13 protein-coding genes are annotated in these 15,741 nt (G+C 65.0%); 7 read left to right on the forward strand and 6 right to left on the reverse strand.

Features of this window, described 5'->3' with window-relative positions:
• Positions 1 to 132: 132 nt before the first annotated feature.
• Positions 133 to 654 (reverse strand): DUF1772 domain-containing protein, encoded by a 522-nt coding sequence (locus FJ956_RS27990; protein WP_246672176.1) that lies wholly within the window; start codon positions 652 to 654, stop codon positions 133 to 135.
• 203 nt (positions 655 to 857) lie between these two features.
• Between FJ956_RS27990 and FJ956_RS27995 the strand changes: the two genes are divergently transcribed.
• Positions 858 to 2,570: an HAD family hydrolase gene (locus FJ956_RS27995; protein ID WP_140681880.1), complete on the forward strand. Its 1,713-nt coding sequence runs from the start codon at positions 858 to 860 to the stop codon at positions 2,568 to 2,570.
• Positions 2,571 to 2,601: 31 nt separating this feature from the next.
• On the opposite strand, the gene smc is transcribed toward FJ956_RS27995, so the two are convergent.
• From smc to FJ956_RS28010, 3 genes are all read right to left on the reverse strand, one after another.
• Positions 2,602 to 6,063 carry a chromosome segregation protein SMC gene (gene smc / locus FJ956_RS28000; protein ID WP_140681878.1) on the reverse strand — a complete coding sequence of 1,154 codons (3,462 nt, stop codon included), beginning with the start codon at positions 6,061 to 6,063 and terminating at the stop codon, positions 2,602 to 2,604.
• A gap of 63 nt (positions 6,064 to 6,126) precedes the next feature.
• Complete coding sequence (locus FJ956_RS28005) at positions 6,127 to 6,888, reverse strand: DsbA family protein (protein WP_140681876.1); 762 nt, start codon at positions 6,886 to 6,888, stop codon at positions 6,127 to 6,129.
• A 153-nt stretch (positions 6,889 to 7,041) separates the two neighbouring features.
• Entirely contained in the window at positions 7,042 to 7,551 is a 510-nt protein-coding gene (locus FJ956_RS28010) for a DUF721 domain-containing protein (RefSeq protein WP_140681874.1), read from the reverse strand.
• Between the two features lie 33 nt (positions 7,552 to 7,584).
• On the opposite strand from FJ956_RS28010, the gene mutY reads away from it, so the two are divergent.
• Entirely contained in the window at positions 7,585 to 8,778 is a 1,194-nt protein-coding gene (gene mutY, locus FJ956_RS28015) for an A/G-specific adenine glycosylase (protein WP_140681872.1), read from the forward strand.
• Positions 8,775 to 9,386 (forward strand): HAD family phosphatase, encoded by a 612-nt coding sequence (locus FJ956_RS28020; RefSeq protein WP_140681870.1) that lies wholly within the window; start codon positions 8,775 to 8,777, stop codon positions 9,384 to 9,386. The genes mutY and FJ956_RS28020 overlap by 4 nt, the downstream gene beginning before the upstream one ends.
• A 51-nt stretch (positions 9,387 to 9,437) precedes the next feature.
• On the opposite strand, the gene FJ956_RS28025 is transcribed toward FJ956_RS28020, so the two are convergent.
• Positions 9,438 to 10,571 carry a site-specific DNA-methyltransferase gene (locus tag FJ956_RS28025; protein ID WP_140681868.1) on the reverse strand — a complete coding sequence of 378 codons (1,134 nt, stop codon included), beginning with the start codon at positions 10,569 to 10,571 and terminating at the stop codon, positions 9,438 to 9,440.
• Positions 10,572 to 10,744: 173 nt separating this feature from the next.
• On the opposite strand from FJ956_RS28025, the gene FJ956_RS28030 reads away from it, so the two are divergent.
• Positions 10,745 to 11,434 carry an HAD family phosphatase gene (locus tag FJ956_RS28030; RefSeq protein WP_140681866.1) on the forward strand — a complete coding sequence of 230 codons (690 nt, stop codon included), beginning with the start codon at positions 10,745 to 10,747 and terminating at the stop codon, positions 11,432 to 11,434.
• A gap of 1 nt (position 11,435) precedes the next feature.
• Here the strand turns inward: FJ956_RS28030 and FJ956_RS28035 are convergent, their stop codons facing one another.
• Positions 11,436 to 12,179 (reverse strand): hypothetical protein, encoded by a 744-nt coding sequence (locus FJ956_RS28035; protein ID WP_140681864.1) that lies wholly within the window; start codon positions 12,177 to 12,179, stop codon positions 11,436 to 11,438.
• 128 nt (positions 12,180 to 12,307) lie between these two features.
• Between FJ956_RS28035 and thrC the strand changes: the two genes are divergently transcribed.
• From thrC to FJ956_RS28050, 3 genes are all read left to right on the forward strand, one after another.
• Complete coding sequence (gene thrC, locus FJ956_RS28040) at positions 12,308 to 13,705, forward strand: threonine synthase (RefSeq protein ID WP_140681862.1); 1,398 nt, start codon at positions 12,308 to 12,310, stop codon at positions 13,703 to 13,705.
• 14 nt (positions 13,706 to 13,719) lie between these two features.
• Positions 13,720 to 15,012: a pitrilysin family protein gene (locus tag FJ956_RS28045; RefSeq protein WP_140681860.1), complete on the forward strand. Its 1,293-nt coding sequence runs from the start codon at positions 13,720 to 13,722 to the stop codon at positions 15,010 to 15,012.
• Between the two features lie 118 nt (positions 15,013 to 15,130).
• Positions 15,131 to 15,727 (forward strand): GNAT family protein, encoded by a 597-nt coding sequence (locus FJ956_RS28050; RefSeq protein WP_140681858.1) that lies wholly within the window; start codon positions 15,131 to 15,133, stop codon positions 15,725 to 15,727.
• Positions 15,728 to 15,741: the final 14 nt, after the last annotated feature.

Below are 15,741 nucleotides of genomic sequence, written 5' to 3' on the forward strand. Positions count from 1 at the left end.
CTTGCTCTCCTTGCAAAGGGCCAAAAGTGTAACCCATCTATCCGGAATGAACTGTCACCCATCTCTCGGGAAGGGCAGATCGGCCAACGCCTTTGAAGCATCGCGTGGTCTGACCGGAAAGCCGATCGGATATCAGGCGCCTTGAATGGCAATCGCGGTGGTGAGCAGGATCAGGCTCAGCATCGCCAGTGCCGCGCGGATGACGTGCGACAGTTCCCAGCGGTTGCGCAGTGCCTTCCACTCCTGCGCTGGTGGGAGCGGAACTCCGTCACTGCCCTCAGCCGCGAAGAAGCGCTTTGCCGGCGCGGTCAATTCCACTTCCTGCAGCCAGTGCTTGTTGACCGGCTGGGTCATGAACCAGAAGACAAGCTGCATGACGAGAAGCGCAACCAAGGCGCCGGCGATCAGCCAGAATCGGCTAGGGCTGCCCGACGTCAGCATAAGCGCCAATGTCGCCGCGATCCCGCCAACCTCGGCAATGCCGCCTCCGATCGTGAAACCCGGATAGTAGATCCGTTGGACTACGAAATAGTCTTGCCGGCCGAGACGCAATTTGCCCGGCAATTCCAGCGCGTGGGCGAGAGCCATGGCCATCGCGCCCGCCACGAGGATGACGGTCAGGACCTCAAGGGAAAAATAGATCGGATGGGGCATCTCACTCCGGATGGCTTCGCGCGCCGCTTGAGGTGGAACGTGACGTTCCGGCCAGGGTTCCAAATCGGCTGCGCGACGCATCGGCATCGGGCGGCGACGGAAATCGGATCTGCGCCCAACCTTTTCCGCCGACAGGCGTTGTTGTTCGCCGGGCCGGTTCCTGCCGGCTCGATCGCGCGAGAGGCAGTGGAGAGGCTCAACCGATGTATTTCATGGCATTGGCCACCGACTATGACGGCACGCTGGCGCATGATGGCCTGGTCACGGCCAGCACCATCTCGGCGCTGGAAAAGCTGAAGAAATCGGGGCGCAAGCTCATCCTGGTCACAGGGCGCGAACTGCCTGATCTCAAGGAGGTTTTTCCCGAACTTTCCCTGTTCGACAAGGTCGTCGCCGAAAACGGCGCGCTGATCTACACGCCGGCCAGCGAGGAAGAGCGCACGATCTCGCCCTCGCCTTCCTCCGACCTCGTCGACAGGCTCAAGAAGCGCGGCGTGAAGCCGCTGTCGGTTGGGCGCTCGATCGTCGCCACCTGGGAGCCGCACCAGGTGACGGTGCTCGATGTCATCAAGAAGCTCGGGTTGGAGCTGGAGATCATCTTCAACAAGGGCGCGGTGATGATCCTGCCCTCGGGCATCAACAAGGCAACCGGACTGGCGGCTGCGCTTGAGGACCTGAAGCTGTCGCACCATAATGTCGTGGCCGTCGGCGACGCCGAGAACGACCACGCCTTCCTCAGGGCCTCGGGCTGCAGCGTCGCGGTCGCCAACGCGCTGCCCGCGGTCAAGGAAACCGCCGACCTCGTCACCAAGGCGCCGCGCGGCAAAGGCGTCGAGGAACTGATCCGCAAGCTGACCAAGCGCGATTATCCGCTGGCCAAGAAGCGCTCGCGCGGCGTGCTGCTCGGGGCCGCGCGAGGGAAAGAGATTTATCTGTCGCCGACGGAGACGGTCCTGATCGCCGGAAGCTCGGGCATCGGCAAATCGACTTTGGCCACGGCGCTCACCGAGCGGCTCGTCGAGAAGGGCCTGCAGTTCTGCATTTTCGATCCCGAAGGCGACTATGACGGGCTGAAGGGCGCAGTGCCGCTCGGCAACGGCTCGACCGCACCGAACAAGGAGCAACTGCTGGAATTGATTGAGAAGCCCGGGACCAATGTCGTGGTCAACGGGCTGGCGCTGAAGGTCGATGAGCGTCCCGATTTCTTCGCCGAATTGCTGCCTGGCCTCGGCAATGTCCGTTACCGAACCGCAAGGCCGCACTGGCTGATCATCGACGAGGCGCATCATTTGATGCCAAAGCGGCGCGGAGACACGCGGGCGGTGCTTTCGATCGAGCTACCCGGCACGGTTCTGATCACCGTGCATCCGGAAGCAATTTCCACCGATGCGTTGCGCCTGGTGACGGCGGTGATCGCGCTCGGGCCGAAGGCAAAGGGCGTGATCAAGACCTTCTGCAAGGAAACGGGGCTCAAGGCGCCAAAGGACATTCCGCTGCCCAAGGGCGACCGCGTCCTGTTCTGGCGGCCGCATGAGGACAAGAAGCCGTTCACGGTGAAAGCGATCGAGCCTGACCAGTCGCTGAAGCGGCACAGCCGCAAATATGCCGAGGGCGAGCTCGACGAGGCCGGCAGCTTCTATTTCACCGGGCCGAAGAAGACGATGAATCTAAGGGCCCACAATCTCATCATCTTCGCCCGGATGGCCGAAGGCATCGACGACAAGACGTGGGAATATCACCTGCGCGCCGGCGACTATTCCAAATGGTTCCGCCAGCAGATCAGGGACAAGGACCTCGCCCGCGAAACAGCGGAGGCGGAGAAGGACAAGACATTGTCGGCCGACGAGAGCCGCAAGCTGGTGATCGACGCCGTGCGCCGCCGCTACACGGCGCCTGCCTCCGCTGCGGAGAAGTAGATCGGTTCGCCAGCCTGAATCGGCCGAGCTCTCAGCTCGCCTCGCGCATCGCCTCGGCCGCCTGCAGGTCGACCGAGACCAGTTGGCTGACGCCCTGCTCGGCCATGGTGACACCGAACAGCCGGTCCATGCGCGCCATGGTGATGGGGTTGTGGGTGATGATGACGAAGCGCGTCTCGGTGGTCTTCGACATCTCGTCCATCAAATTGCAGAAGCGCTCGACATTGTGGTCGTCGAGCGGCGCGTCGACCTCGTCGAGCACGCAGATCGGCGCGGGGTTGGTGAGGAACACGGCGAAGATCAGCGACATCGCCGTCAGCGCCTGCTCGCCGCCGGAAAGCAGCGTCATCGTCTGCGGCTTCTTGCCGGGCGGACGGGCGAGGATTTCCAGCCCCGCCTCCAGCGGATCCTCGGACTCGATCAACTGCAGCTCGGCCGTGCCGCCGCCGAACAGATGCGAGAACAGCCGCTGGAAATGGCCGTTGACCACCTCGAAGGCCGACAGCAGCCGCTCGCGGCCCTCGCGGTTGAGGCTCTGGATCGCCTGGCGCAGCTTTCTGATCGCCTCGATGATGTCCTCGCGCTCGGAAACGATGGTCTCCAGACGCTCCGACAATTCCTTCTGCTCTTCCTCGGCGCGCAGGTTGACGGCGCCGAGCCGCTCACGCTCGATCTTCAGCCGGTCGAGCTGGCGTTCGATCTCGGCCATGTCGGGCATCGGGTCGTCGGCTTCGAGGCCGGTATGCTTGATGACCAGATGCGGCGGCGTGTTGAGCGCTTCCTGGATGCGTGCCTCGACCTCAGCGCGGCGCTCATCCGCCGCGGTGAGCCGCTCCTCGGCGCGGACGCGGGTCTCGCGCGATTCGGCGAGCGACTGGATGGCGGCGGTGGCCGCCTTGTCGAGCTCCGCCTGCTTGTTTTCCGCCTCCTGCAGGCGGTCGCTCGCCGTCTGGCGCAGCGCCTCGGCCTCGGAAAGCTGCGTCAGCAAGGCACGACGCTTGGCGTCGATCTCGTCCGGCGCGTCGGCCAGCCTCTCGCGCTCAGCCTCGGCCTCGGCCTTGCGCTCGCCAAGGGCGGTGATTTGCGTCGAGGCATTTTCGGCACGCTCCAGCCAGTTCCTGCGCTCGGCGCCGATGGCATCCAACCGGCGCATGCGCGCCTCGGCCTCGCGCCGCAGCCCTTCATGCACGGCGCGCGCATCGGCGAGCGTGGCGCGGTCGCGCGAGACGTTGGCGGAGGCCTGCTCGAGCTGCAATTGCAGGTCGCCGAGATCGGGCGCGTCCTGCAACATCGCCTCGGCTTCGAGGAAAGCGGCCTGCGTCTCCTCATGGCTGTCGACGATGCGAGCGCGTGCCTCTTCAAGCGCGGCGCGCCGGCTCAACAGCTCGCCGCCGGCCTTCTCGGCCTCGGCCAGCGCGTTGCGGGCGGCATCCAGCGCATGCTGGGCATCGCGGCCGGCTTGGCGCGCATTGCGCTCGGCATCGCTTGCCTGGCGCATCGCCTGCTCGGCATGCGCCAACGCCTCCTCGGCCTCGCGCACCACGCGCGTCGCCTGCACGGCTTCGGCATCTAGCTCTGCCAGGCGGTTCTTCTGCGCCAGCCGCAGCGCGGCGGCGGTCGGAGCGTCGGCGCTCGCGGTCAGGCCGTCCCAGCGCCAGAGCGCGCCATCGCGGCTGACCAGCCGCTGGCCGGGGGCCAGAAGCGCCTGCAACCGGCGGCCGTCGGCGGCGTCGACGATGCCGATCTGCGCGAGGCGGCGGGCAAGCTGCGCCGGCGCGCGCACGACGCTGGCCAGGCTCTTCACGCCTTCGGGCAGCGACGCATCGCCGGGCTGGACCGCGCTTTCGCCCCAATGCACCGGAGCGCTGCGGTCGAGCGGAACGTCAAGGTCCTCGCCAAGGGCCGCGCCCAGCGCGGTTTCGTAGCCGCGCTCGACACTGATCTGCTCCAGCACCGAAGGGAAAAGATCGCCCCCGCTGGTGGCGTTGAGGATCTTCGCCAGCGTACGCGCTTCCGTCTCGATGCGCGCCAGTTCCGCCCTTGCATCCTGCAGCGGAGGCCTTGCGGCGCTTTCGGCCGCGCGAGCCTCGGCGACGGCCTGCTCGGCGGCAACAGTGCTGGCCTCGCTCTCTTCCAGCCGGGCCAGCGCATCCTCGACCAGAAGCCGCTTCTCGGCAGGATCAGGCAGGCCGGAAATGCGCGCGACGATGTCGGAAAGCTCGCGGTCGACCTCGGCGAGCTGGCGGGCGAAGCGATCGCGGCGCTCGGCGGTCTCGCGCAGCGAGCGCTCGATCTGGTGGCGCGAGGCGGCCGCCTCGGCGCGCTCGGCGGTCAGCGCGGCAAGTTTTCCCTCGCTTTGCGAAAGCGTTACGCCGGCCTGCTCGAAGGCGGCGCGCGTGGTCGCCTCGCGCTCGGCGGCACCGGCGTTTTCCGAATTGAGCCCGGCTTCCTCGGTGCGCAGGCGCTCCAGGATGTCGGCATTGTCGCGCACCATCCGCTCCTCGCGGGCGATGTCGGCGTCGAGTTGCTGCAGGCGGCGTTCGAGCTCGGCCTGGCGCGCGCGGATGCGGCCAGCCTCTTCCTCGATCTGGGTCTTGGCGATCGACAGGCGCTGAAAGGCGGCAGCGGCGGCGGCTTCGGCGTCGCGCAGGTCCGGCAGCCGGTGCGCGGCGATGCCCTGCTCCCTGGCCGCTGCCATCTGGGCCGCAGCGCGGTCGCCGACCAGCGTGGTGGCGACGGCAAGCGCGGAACGCGCCTCGCCTTCCTGCGTCTTGGCCAGCGTCCAGCGCAGATGCAGCAGCGTCGCTTCGGCCTTGCGGATATCGGCCGACAGGTTCTTGAAGCGCGAGGCCTGGCGCGCCTGGCGCTTCAGGCTCTCGATCTGGCCTTCCAGCTCGCCGACAACGTCGTCCAGCCGCTCGAGGTTCTGCTCGGCCGCCTTGAGCCTCAGCTCGGCCTCATGCCGGCGCGTGTGCAGGCCGGAGATGCCGGCGGCTTCTTCAAGCAGGGCGCGGCGGGCCTGCGGCTTTGCCTGGATCAGCTCGCCGATCCGGCCCTGGCCGACCATGGAGGGCGAGCGCGCGCCGGTCGACTGGTCGGCGAACAGAAGCTGCACGTCCTTGGCGCGCGCTTCCTTGCCGTTGATGCGGTAGAGCGAGCCCGCCTCGCGCTCGATGCGGCGCGACACCTGCAACTCATCGGCATCGTTGAAGGCAGCGGGCGCCGTGCGATCGGCGTTGTCGAGGAAAAGCGTGACTTCGGCGGTGTTGCGCGCAGGGCGCGCACCCGAGCCCGAGAAGATCACGTCGTCCATGCCGGACGCGCGCATGTTCTTGTAGGAGCTTTCGCCCATCACCCAGCGCAAAGCTTCGACGAGGTTCGACTTGCCGCAGCCGTTCGGCCCGACAATGCCGGTCAGCCCGCGTTCGATGACGAACTCGCCGGGCTCGACGAAGGATTTGAAACCGAGGAGGCGAAGGCGCGAAAATTTCATTCGCGCCGCCCAACACTACAGGCGTGCGCGCCGAAGCCGGACCGCCTCGGCGCGGCCTGGATGTCAGAGCAGAGGGTCGATGATGGCCGACATTTCCTCAATCGACATCGCCCCTTTGTAGGTCTTTCCGTTGATGAAGAAGGTCGGCGTCGAGTCGACCTTGAACTCGTCCGCTCCGCGTTTCTGGACTGCTCTCACATCGTCCAGAAGTTTCTGGTCCGTCAAGCAGGACTCAAAGGACTCCTGTGTAAAACCGGCCAGCTTGGAGATCTGCAACAGCGCTTCCTTGGTGTTGTTGACGCCAACCCAGCTCGGCTGCTGCTTGAACAGCACGTCGACCATGGCGAAGTAGTTGTCCTTGGAGCAGCGCGCCAGCATGAAGCCGGCCTCGGCGCTCGGGTCGAACGGGAATTCGCGCAGGATGTAACGCGCCTTGCCGGTGTCGATATATTTTGTCTTCAACTCAGGGAAGGTGGTCATGGCGAAATGCGCGCAATGCGGGCAGGTCATCGACGCGTATTCGACGATGGTGACCTTGGCGTCGTCCTTGCCGAGCTGCTTGTCGGGCAGCGCGCCGGGCTTCAGCAACTCCGCCATGTCGACGTCGCCGCTCGATTGCGGAACCTGAACCGCGGCCGGCGTGGCGGCCGGCTTGGCAGGCGTCGACGGATCGGCAGGCTTCACATCGGCTGCCTTCGCCTCCTCGCCGGAGTCGCTGCATGCGGCGAGCAGCGCCACCGCGGGCACAGCGGCCAGCGTGCTCAGAACGTTTCTGCGGGACAAGCTTTTGCCAAACGGGCTTTTGCCAAACGGGGCACGGTTCATGCGAATCACCTGATACGGTTGGATTTTGCAATGCAAGGGCTAGAAAAGGCGAGAGTTGGCGCGAATTAAGGCATCGCGATCCCCAATCCAACCGCGAAACTTGATCACAAGCATCACGAATGCGCGAGATCGGTGACGCATTCATGACGCTTCTTACGACCCTTTGGGCTTCCTTTCACCCATAATTGTCGCGCCGAGCCGCTCCAGCGAAGCGCGCAGGCCGTCATCCTCGATCTGGCCGACCAGATGCGAAAGCTTCGACTTCTCCGCCTCGCTCAGAGGGCGCGGCGCCGGCTTCGGCCGCGCCTTTTGCGAAAGCACCGGTTTTTGCAAAATCTTGATGCGGCCGACCGCGTTGAAACCCAGGAAGGCATTGACGCGGTTGATCACCTCGCCGGCCTCGTGCTGCAGATGCAACGCCGCCATGCCTTCGCAGGCGATGATCAAGGTCGCCGGCTCGAACGGATCGTCCTCATGCAGCCGGCGCGGCCACTGGATCTTTTCCGGCCGCGAGTGGGCGGACAGGCGCGGTCCGGCGATCTCTTCCCAGGACTGCACCAGCCCGATCGAGATACCGGCGCGCTTCTTCAGCACCGGATCGAGGATCTCGGTGGCGAGATCGCTCACCGGAACGGGATTGCCGAAGCGCCTTTTCCCTGCCATGTGCGTTCTCCAGTTCCCCAGCTCATCCGATCAATGGCACCGCTCGATCAGACCCGCAAGGCATCACAGAAGCCCGCATCCGGCGATATCGGATCCGGAGATACCAGCAAAGCTGGATCGGATACCAGCAGGGCTGGATCCTTGGATATCGCCTCCCGCCTGCTTGCCTGGTATGAAGCGCATCATCGCGACCTGCCCTGGCGCGTCACGCCCGCTGCGTTTGCGCGCGGCGTAAGGGCCGATCCCTATCGCGTCTGGATGTCCGAGGTGATGCTGCAGCAGACCACGGTCGAGGCGGTGAAAGCCTATTTCCGCAATTTCGTCGAGAAATGGCCGACGGTCGAGGCGCTGGCGGCGGCACCCGCCGGGGATGTGATGAAGGCGTGGGCCGGTCTCGGCTATTATTCCAGGGCGCGCAACCTCAAAGCCTGCGCCGACCTCGTGGCGCTGCGGGGCGGCCGCTTTCCGGACACCGAGGCGGGCCTGCGCGAATTGCCGGGAATCGGCGCCTATACGGCGGCGGCGATAGCGGCAATCGCCTTCGACCGGCCGGCGGCGGTCGTCGACGGCAATGTCGAGCGGGTCGTGACCCGGCTCCATTCGATCGAAACGCTGCTCAGCGAGGCCAAACCGCAAATCCGGGCGCTGGTCGAAAAACTGGTGCCGCAGACGCGGCCTGGCGATTTTGCCCAGGCGATGATGGATCTCGGCGCGACGATCTGCACGCCGAAGCGGCCGCGCTGCATGCTCTGCCCTATCCGCGAGGCTTGCAGCGCCATTCTCACCGGCGATCCGGAACGCTTTCCGGTCCGGCTGCCGAAAGACGACAAGCCGCTGCGCAAGGGTGCCGCCTTCGTCGCCGAGCGCGACGACGGCGCCATCCTCTTGCGCAAGCGGCCCGACAAAGGCCTGCTCGGCGGCATGACCGAAGTGCCGACCACCGCCTGGACCGCTAGGGTGGACGGCGCGACGACGGCGGACGCCGCGCCTTTTCCCGCCGATTGGCAGCGCGCCGGGCAGATCGGGCACGTCTTCACCCATTTCGCGCTCGAACTCGACATCTTTTATGCCCGGATCGCCGGCGATGCGCCCGCGGGGCATTTCTGGTCGCTGGCCCACGAGATTTCCGGGGAGGCGCTGCCGACTGTCATGAAAAAGGCAATCGAGGCGGCGATACCGGGCGCGACGAAGAAACCGTCGCCGCACAGTGCAAAGAGGCCTGCATGACCGAAATCCGCCATATCGTGTTCGACATCGGCAAGGTGCTGATCCATTACGACCCGGACCTTGCGTTTAGCCGCCTGATACCGGATGCCGAAGAGCGCAAATGGTTCTTCGACAATGTCTGCACGAGCGCCTGGAACATCGAGCAGGATCGCGGGCGGACATGGGAAGAGGCCGAGGCGGCGCTAATCGCCGAACATCCCGATCACGCCGAGAACATCCGCAATTTCCGCCGTCACTGGCACGACATGGTGCCGCACGCCTATGACGACAGCGTCGCCATCATGGTCGACTTGATCGAGAGCGGCCGCGATGTGACCATGCTGACCAATTTCGCCGCCGACACTTTCACGGAGGCCCGGCAGCGCTTCGACTTCCTCGACCGTCCGCGCGGCGTCACCGTCTCGGGCGAGGTCGGCCTGATCAAGCCGGATCAGGCGATCTACGATCATCACGTCGCCGCATTCGGGCTCGAACCGCTGGCGACGTTGTTCATCGACGACAGCCAGAAAAATGTCGACGGCGCCAAGGCGGCGGGCTGGCAGGCCGTGCTGTTCACCGACGCCAAGGCGCTTAAAGCAGACCTTGAGCGGCTGGGGATTGCAGCCTGATCTGAATCGCTTGCGGCGATCCGTTGACGTTTTGATTCAGGTTCGGGCGGTTCAGGCCCCTGCCCGCTCCATGCCGAGACGGGCGATGCGGCGCAATTCGTCGATCGGGGTCAGGCCGCCGCTGCGCTCATAGTGCCAGAAGGTCCAGCCGTTGCAGGCGTCCAGCCCCTGCACTTCGGCGCCGATCTTGTGGATCGAGCCGGCGCTGTCGCCGATGGCCAGCGTGCCGTCGGCGCGCACCTTGGCAGCCCAGCGCTTCTTGGCGTCGTAAAGCGTGGCGCCCGGCGTCACCAGGCCGTTGTCGATCAGGCTGATGAAGGCGACGCGCGGCTCGGCACGCTTGCCCGAAAGCACGGTGAGATCGGCGTTTTCCAGCGGACGCACCGCGCCAATGCGCTCATTGGCGGCGTCGATATAGGCCTGCTCGCGCTCGATGCCGACAAAGTGGCGGCCAAGGCGCTTGGCGACGGCGCCGGTCGTGCCGGAACCGAAGAAGGGATCGAGCACGACGTCGCCCGGCTTGGTCGAGGCCATCATGATGCGGGCAAGCAGCGCTTCCGGCTTCTGCGTCGGATGCAGCTTGTTGCCGTTCTCGTCCTTCAGCCGCTCGCCGCCGGTGCAGATCGGGAACAGCCAGTCGGAGCGCATCTGCAAATCGTCGTTCGAGGCCTTCAGCGCTTCGTAATTGAAGGTGTAGCCCTTGGCCTTCTGGTCGCGCGAGGCCCAGATCATCGTCTCATGCGCGTTTTGGAAGCGGCGGCCGCGGAAATTCGGCATCGGATTGGTCTTGCGCCAGACGATGTCGTTGAGGATCCAGAAGCCGAGATCCTGCATGCGGGTGCCGACGCGGAAGATGTTGTGATAGGAGCCGATGACCCAGATGGTGCCGCTGGGCTTCAGCACGCGGCGCGCCGCGAGCAGCCAGGCGCGGGTGAAGGCATCATAGGCCTCGAAACTCTCGAACTGGTCCCAGTCGTCGTCGACGGCGTCGACCTTGGACTGGTCGGGCCGGTGCAGGTCGCCGTCGAGCTGCAGATTATAGGGCGGGTCGGCGAAGATGATGTCGATCGACTTTTCCGGCAGCCGGTCGAGCGCGGCGACGCAATCGCCTTTCAGGATCGTATCCAGCCATTCGGACCGCTGGGGAGCGTGGGAAAGCTCGTCGAGAAGACGCATGGCAGACATCAAAACACCCAAAGCACGCGTTACGGTTTACTGACTGTTATGGTTACCGATCAGCGTAAACATTCGGTGAAGGCTGCAGACGCTTGCGCGGTTTGCGAAGACCGGCCGGTTGGTGTATGCCGCACCGCTTGGGCCGCTAGGCCATGCTCCCCTTTCCCAATTTCCGGATTGCCATGCCTCAGCCAGACCTTGTCATCTTCGATTGCGACGGCGTGCTCGTCGACTCCGAAATCATCGCCGCGCGCGTCGATGCCGAGCTTCTGACTTCGGCCGGATTCGAGATTTCGGCCGAGGAGCTTGCCGAGACCTATGCCGGTCTCACCTTCAAGGACATCATGCTGCGGGTCGAGGAGAAGTCGCGGATCCCGTTCCAGGCCTCGCTGATCGACCGCGAGGAAGAACTCGTCGACCGCAAGCTGCGCGCAGACGTGCGCGTCATCGACGGCGCCCGCGAGGCGGTCGCCGCCGTCACCGCGCCGCGCGCCGTCTGCTCCAATTCGCGCACCGAACGGGTCGAATTCATGCTGGAGAAGGTGCGGCTGCTGCCGTTCTTCGCCGGCCGCATCTTTTCGGGCCTCGATATTCCCAGCAAGAAGACCAAGCCGGCGCCGGACGTGTTCCTCTACGCCGCCGAACAACTCGGCGCCAACCCGAAGAACACCTTCGTCATCGAGGATTCCGTGCATGGCATCGCCGGCGCCAGGGCTGCCGGGATGCGCGTCATCGGCTTTACCGGCGCCGGCCACAGCTATCCGGGCCACGCCGATGCGCTGACCGAGGCCGGTGCCGAGACAGTTATCCGGCGCTGGGCGGAGCTCAACAGCACGATCGCGGCGCTGTCGGAGTGGTCGGAAGACGCCTAGGCTAGTTCGTGGCCGGAGCGCGCTTCTTCCTCTTGCCTTTGGACTTTTCGGTGGCCGGAGCCGGCGTGTTCTCGTCATAGCCGGCATAGGCCTGGTAATCACGCGCGGATGGCTCCGGCACCACGACATTGCTGTCGACGAAGACGAATTGGGTAGCAGCCGACGGATCGGTGACCTGCACCTGGTAGGGATGCAACTGCGAATAAAGCACCTCGTCGCCATGCTGAACCGCGATGCGGATCGGCATGGTGACCGTGCCGGGCGCGAACATCGGCCCAGGCACGACCTTGCCGGCGACGGCGATCTTCATCGACATCTGACCATTGGCATGGGTGCAATCACGCGTCACGTCGGTGATCGAGGCCTGGTAGATGATCTTCGACGGATCGTGATTGGGGTCGACGGGCTGGCCGTTGGGTCCGGCCTGCGCAGCCGCGGCGGCTGCGTCGGCCTCGGCTTCCGCCGCGGGATCAGCCTTCTTTTTCTTGGGCTTCGCCGTCGTGCCCTTGGCATAGGTGTTGAAATAGGCGGTGCCGTCGCGCAGCGTCACTTTCGGGCAATAGGCGCGCAGCTGGCTGGCGAGGATCTTGGGATCCGGCGGCGGAGGCGGCGCGGTGGGATCCTTCTTGGTGAGGCCGAAGTCAAGAATACCATTGTCGCTCGATTGGCAGCCGGCGGCGGCAAGCATAAAGCCGGTGAGCGCCAGACCCGCGACAAAACGACGGTTGACCGAATAAAACGCCATGAAACTGTACTTCCCTCTCACAAAGCCGGTGACGTATAGCAACCGCGCGGCAAAAATGCGACTGAGCTGGCTCGGAAAATTAACCAATTGCCGTGGATGACGCGACCGGCAGCAATGGGCCTTTGACGATGCAATATGTGAGTACCCGCGGGGATGCGCCCGCGCTTGGATTTTCCGACGCGGTGCTGGCCGGCCTGGCGCGCGACGGCGGGCTCTACGTGCCGCGCGAGTGGCCACAATTTTCGGCCGCCGACATCCGCGCCATGCGCGGGCTTGCCTATCCCGACCTTGCCATCCGCGTGCTGACGCCGTTCCTCGGCGGCGAGATCGCGACGCCCGTCTTCGAGCGGCTGGCGCGCGAGGCCTATGCGACTTTCCGGCATGAGGCCGTCTGCCCGTTGGTGCAGACCGGGAAAAACACCTTCATTCTCGAGCTGTTCCACGGCCCGACGCTGGCCTTCAAGGACGTGGCGATGCAGTTGCTGGCGCGACTGATGGACCATGTGCTTGCCGAACGCGGCCAGCGCGCCACCATCGTCGGCGCGACCTCTGGCGACACCGGCGGTGCCGCGATCGACGCCTTCGCCAGCCGCGACCGCACCGACATCTTCATCCTTTTCCCGCACGGCAAGGTCTCGCCGGTGCAGCAGCGGCAGATGACGACGTCGAGCGCGGCAAACGTCCATGCGCTGTCGGTCAAAGGCAATTTCGACGATTGCCAAGGCCTGGTGAAGGACATGTTCAACGACCACGCCTTTCGCGACCGGGTGTCGCTGTCGGGCGTCAATTCGATCAACTGGGCCCGCATCATGGCCCAGATCGTCTATTATTTCTCGTCGGCCCTGTCGCTTGGCGCGCCGGACCGGCCGGTTTCCTTCACCGTGCCGACCGGCAATTTCGGCGATATTTTCGCCGGTTACGCCGCCAAGCGCATGGGCTTGCCGATCGACCGGCTGATCATCGCCACCAACGACAACGACATCCTGGCGCGCACATTGGCGAGCGGCGAATACCGCACCAAGGGCGTGTTCGCCACGACCTCGCCGTCGATGGACATCCAGGTGTCGTCGAATTTCGAGCGGCTGCTGTTCGAGGCGGCCGGTCGCGATGCCGAGACGGTCAGGCGCTATATGAACGGCCTGAAGCAGTCGGGCGCCTTCACCATCGAGGAAGGCCAACTCAAGCGCATCCGCGCCGAATTCGACGCCGGCCGCGCCAGCGTCGACGAGGTCGCTGCCACCATCCGCGCGACGCTGGAGGCGAGCAACTACCTGCTCGATCCGCACACGGCCGCCGCCGTTCACGTCGCGGCCGCCCAGAACTCCGGCGCAGTGCCCATGGTGGTGCTCGGCACCGCGCACCCGGCGAAATTCCCGGCAGCGGTCGAGGCAGCGAGCGGCGTCACCCCCGCCCTGCCCGCATGGCTAGGCGGCTTGATGACAGCCGACGAAAAATACACGATACTTCCATCCGACTTGAAAATGGTGGAAGATTATGTGAACCGCCACTCGCGGGCGGCGCGTTAGGGAGTACTTGCCATATGGGTGTTGAGGTAAGCCGTCTGTCGAACGGCCTGACAGTCGCCACCGAAACCCTTCCAAGCATCGAATCGGTTGCCCTTGGCGTCTGGGTGAAGTCAGGCGCCCGCAACGAGCGCGACGAAGAGCATGGCATGGCCCATCTGCTCGAGCACATGGCGTTCAAGGGCACCAAGCGCCGCAGCGCCTTCGAGATCGCCTCGGAAATCGAGAATGTCGGCGGCGAGATCAACGCCGCCACCAGCGTCGAGACGACCTCCTACTACGCCAGGGTGCTTTCCGACGACGTGCCGCTGGCGGTCGATATCCTGGCCGACATCCTGCAGGAATCCGAATTCGACCCGGAGGAACTCGAGCGCGAGCAGCATGTGATCCTGCAGGAGATCGGCGCCGCGCACGACACGCCCGACGACATCGTCTTCGACCGCTTCACCGAAACGGCCTTCCGCCACCAGACCATCGGCCGCTCGATCCTTGGCACGCCGGAGACGGTCAAATCCTTCACTTCCAAGCAGCTGCACAGCTTCATCGAGCGGCAATATGACGCCGAACGGATGGTCGTCGTGGCCGCCGGCGACGTCAAGCACGACAATTTCGTGCGCGAGGTCGAGAAGCGGCTCGGCGGCTTCCGCGCCAAGGCGGCGGGCAATATCCCGCAATATGCGCAATATGTCGGCGGCGACTTCCGCGAGGACCGCGACCTGATGGATGCGCAGATCGTGCTCGGCTTCGAGGGCCGCGCCTACCATGTGCGCGATTTCTACGCCTCGCAGGTGCTGTCGATGATCCTGGGCGGCGGCATGTCGTCGCGGCTGTTCCAGGAGGTGCGCGAGAAGCGCGGCCTCTGCTACTCGGTCTATGCCTTCCACTGGGGTTTTTCCGACACCGGCATCTTCGGCGTGCATGCAGCCACCGGGCAGAGCGACATCGCCAAGCTGGTGCCGGTGATCATCGGCGAATTGCAGAAGGCAGGCGAGAGCATCCAGCAGGACGAGCTCGACCGGGCGCGGGCGCAATATCGCGCCGGCCTCATCATGTCGGCCGAAAGCCCGGCCAGCCGGGCCTCGCAGATCGCAAGGCAATTGCTGTTGTTCGGACGGCCGATCGCCAAGGAGGAATTGATGGAGCGGCTTTCGGCGCTGACCGTCGAGCGGCTGACCGACCTCTCCTCGCGGCTGTTCTCGACCAAGCCGACGCTTACCGCGGTCGGCCCTGTGGGCACGCTTGCGCCCTACGAGGCGATCCTCGAATCGCTTGCGGGCCCGCAGACGACGGCCCGCCGGCTCGCCGTCTGACCCTAAGCAGGTTCCGCAAAAGTGTCCCACGGTTTTGCGATCAGAGCCTGCGAAAAACCAGGGATTCTAAGCGGATATTCGTGGGGCATCCCACGAATATCCGCTTAGAACAAGCACCGTGTTCGCGCTCCCTTTCTTTCGCCGCGACCTGCCGGCACTGAAGGGCGACAAGGTCACGCTGCGTGTGCCCTTGACCAACGACTACCGCGAATGGGCGGCGGTGCGCGGCGAAAGCCGCGCCTTCCTCGAACCCTGGGAGCCGCGCTGGCAGCCGGACGAGCTCGACCGCAATGCCTGGCGCCTGCGCATCAGCCGCTACCGTGAGGATTACGCGCAAGGCACGGCGATCGCCTTCTTCATCTTCGAGAAATCGAGCGGCAAGCTTGCCGGCGGCATCACGCTCGGCAACATCCGCCATGGCGTCGCCCAGAGCGGCCATATCGGCTACTGGATCGGCGAACGATACGGCGGCCGCGGCCTGATGACCGAGGCGGTCAAGCTGGTGTCGCGCTTCGCCTTCGATACGCTGCGGTTGCACCGGATCGAAGCTGCCTGTATTCCCGAAAACGCCCGGTCGATCCGCGTGCTTGAAAAAGCCGGATTCCGGCGCGAAGGACTTCTGCGATCCTATCTCAGGATCAACGGCATCTGGCAGGATCACTACCTCTACGCCCGGATCGCGGACGATCCGCCGGGCGATGGAACGAAGGGCTGACTGTGACGAATTTT

This window comes from Mesorhizobium sp. B2-4-3 (assembly GCF_006442815.1).
Lineage (GTDB): Bacteria > Pseudomonadota > Alphaproteobacteria > Rhizobiales > Rhizobiaceae > Mesorhizobium.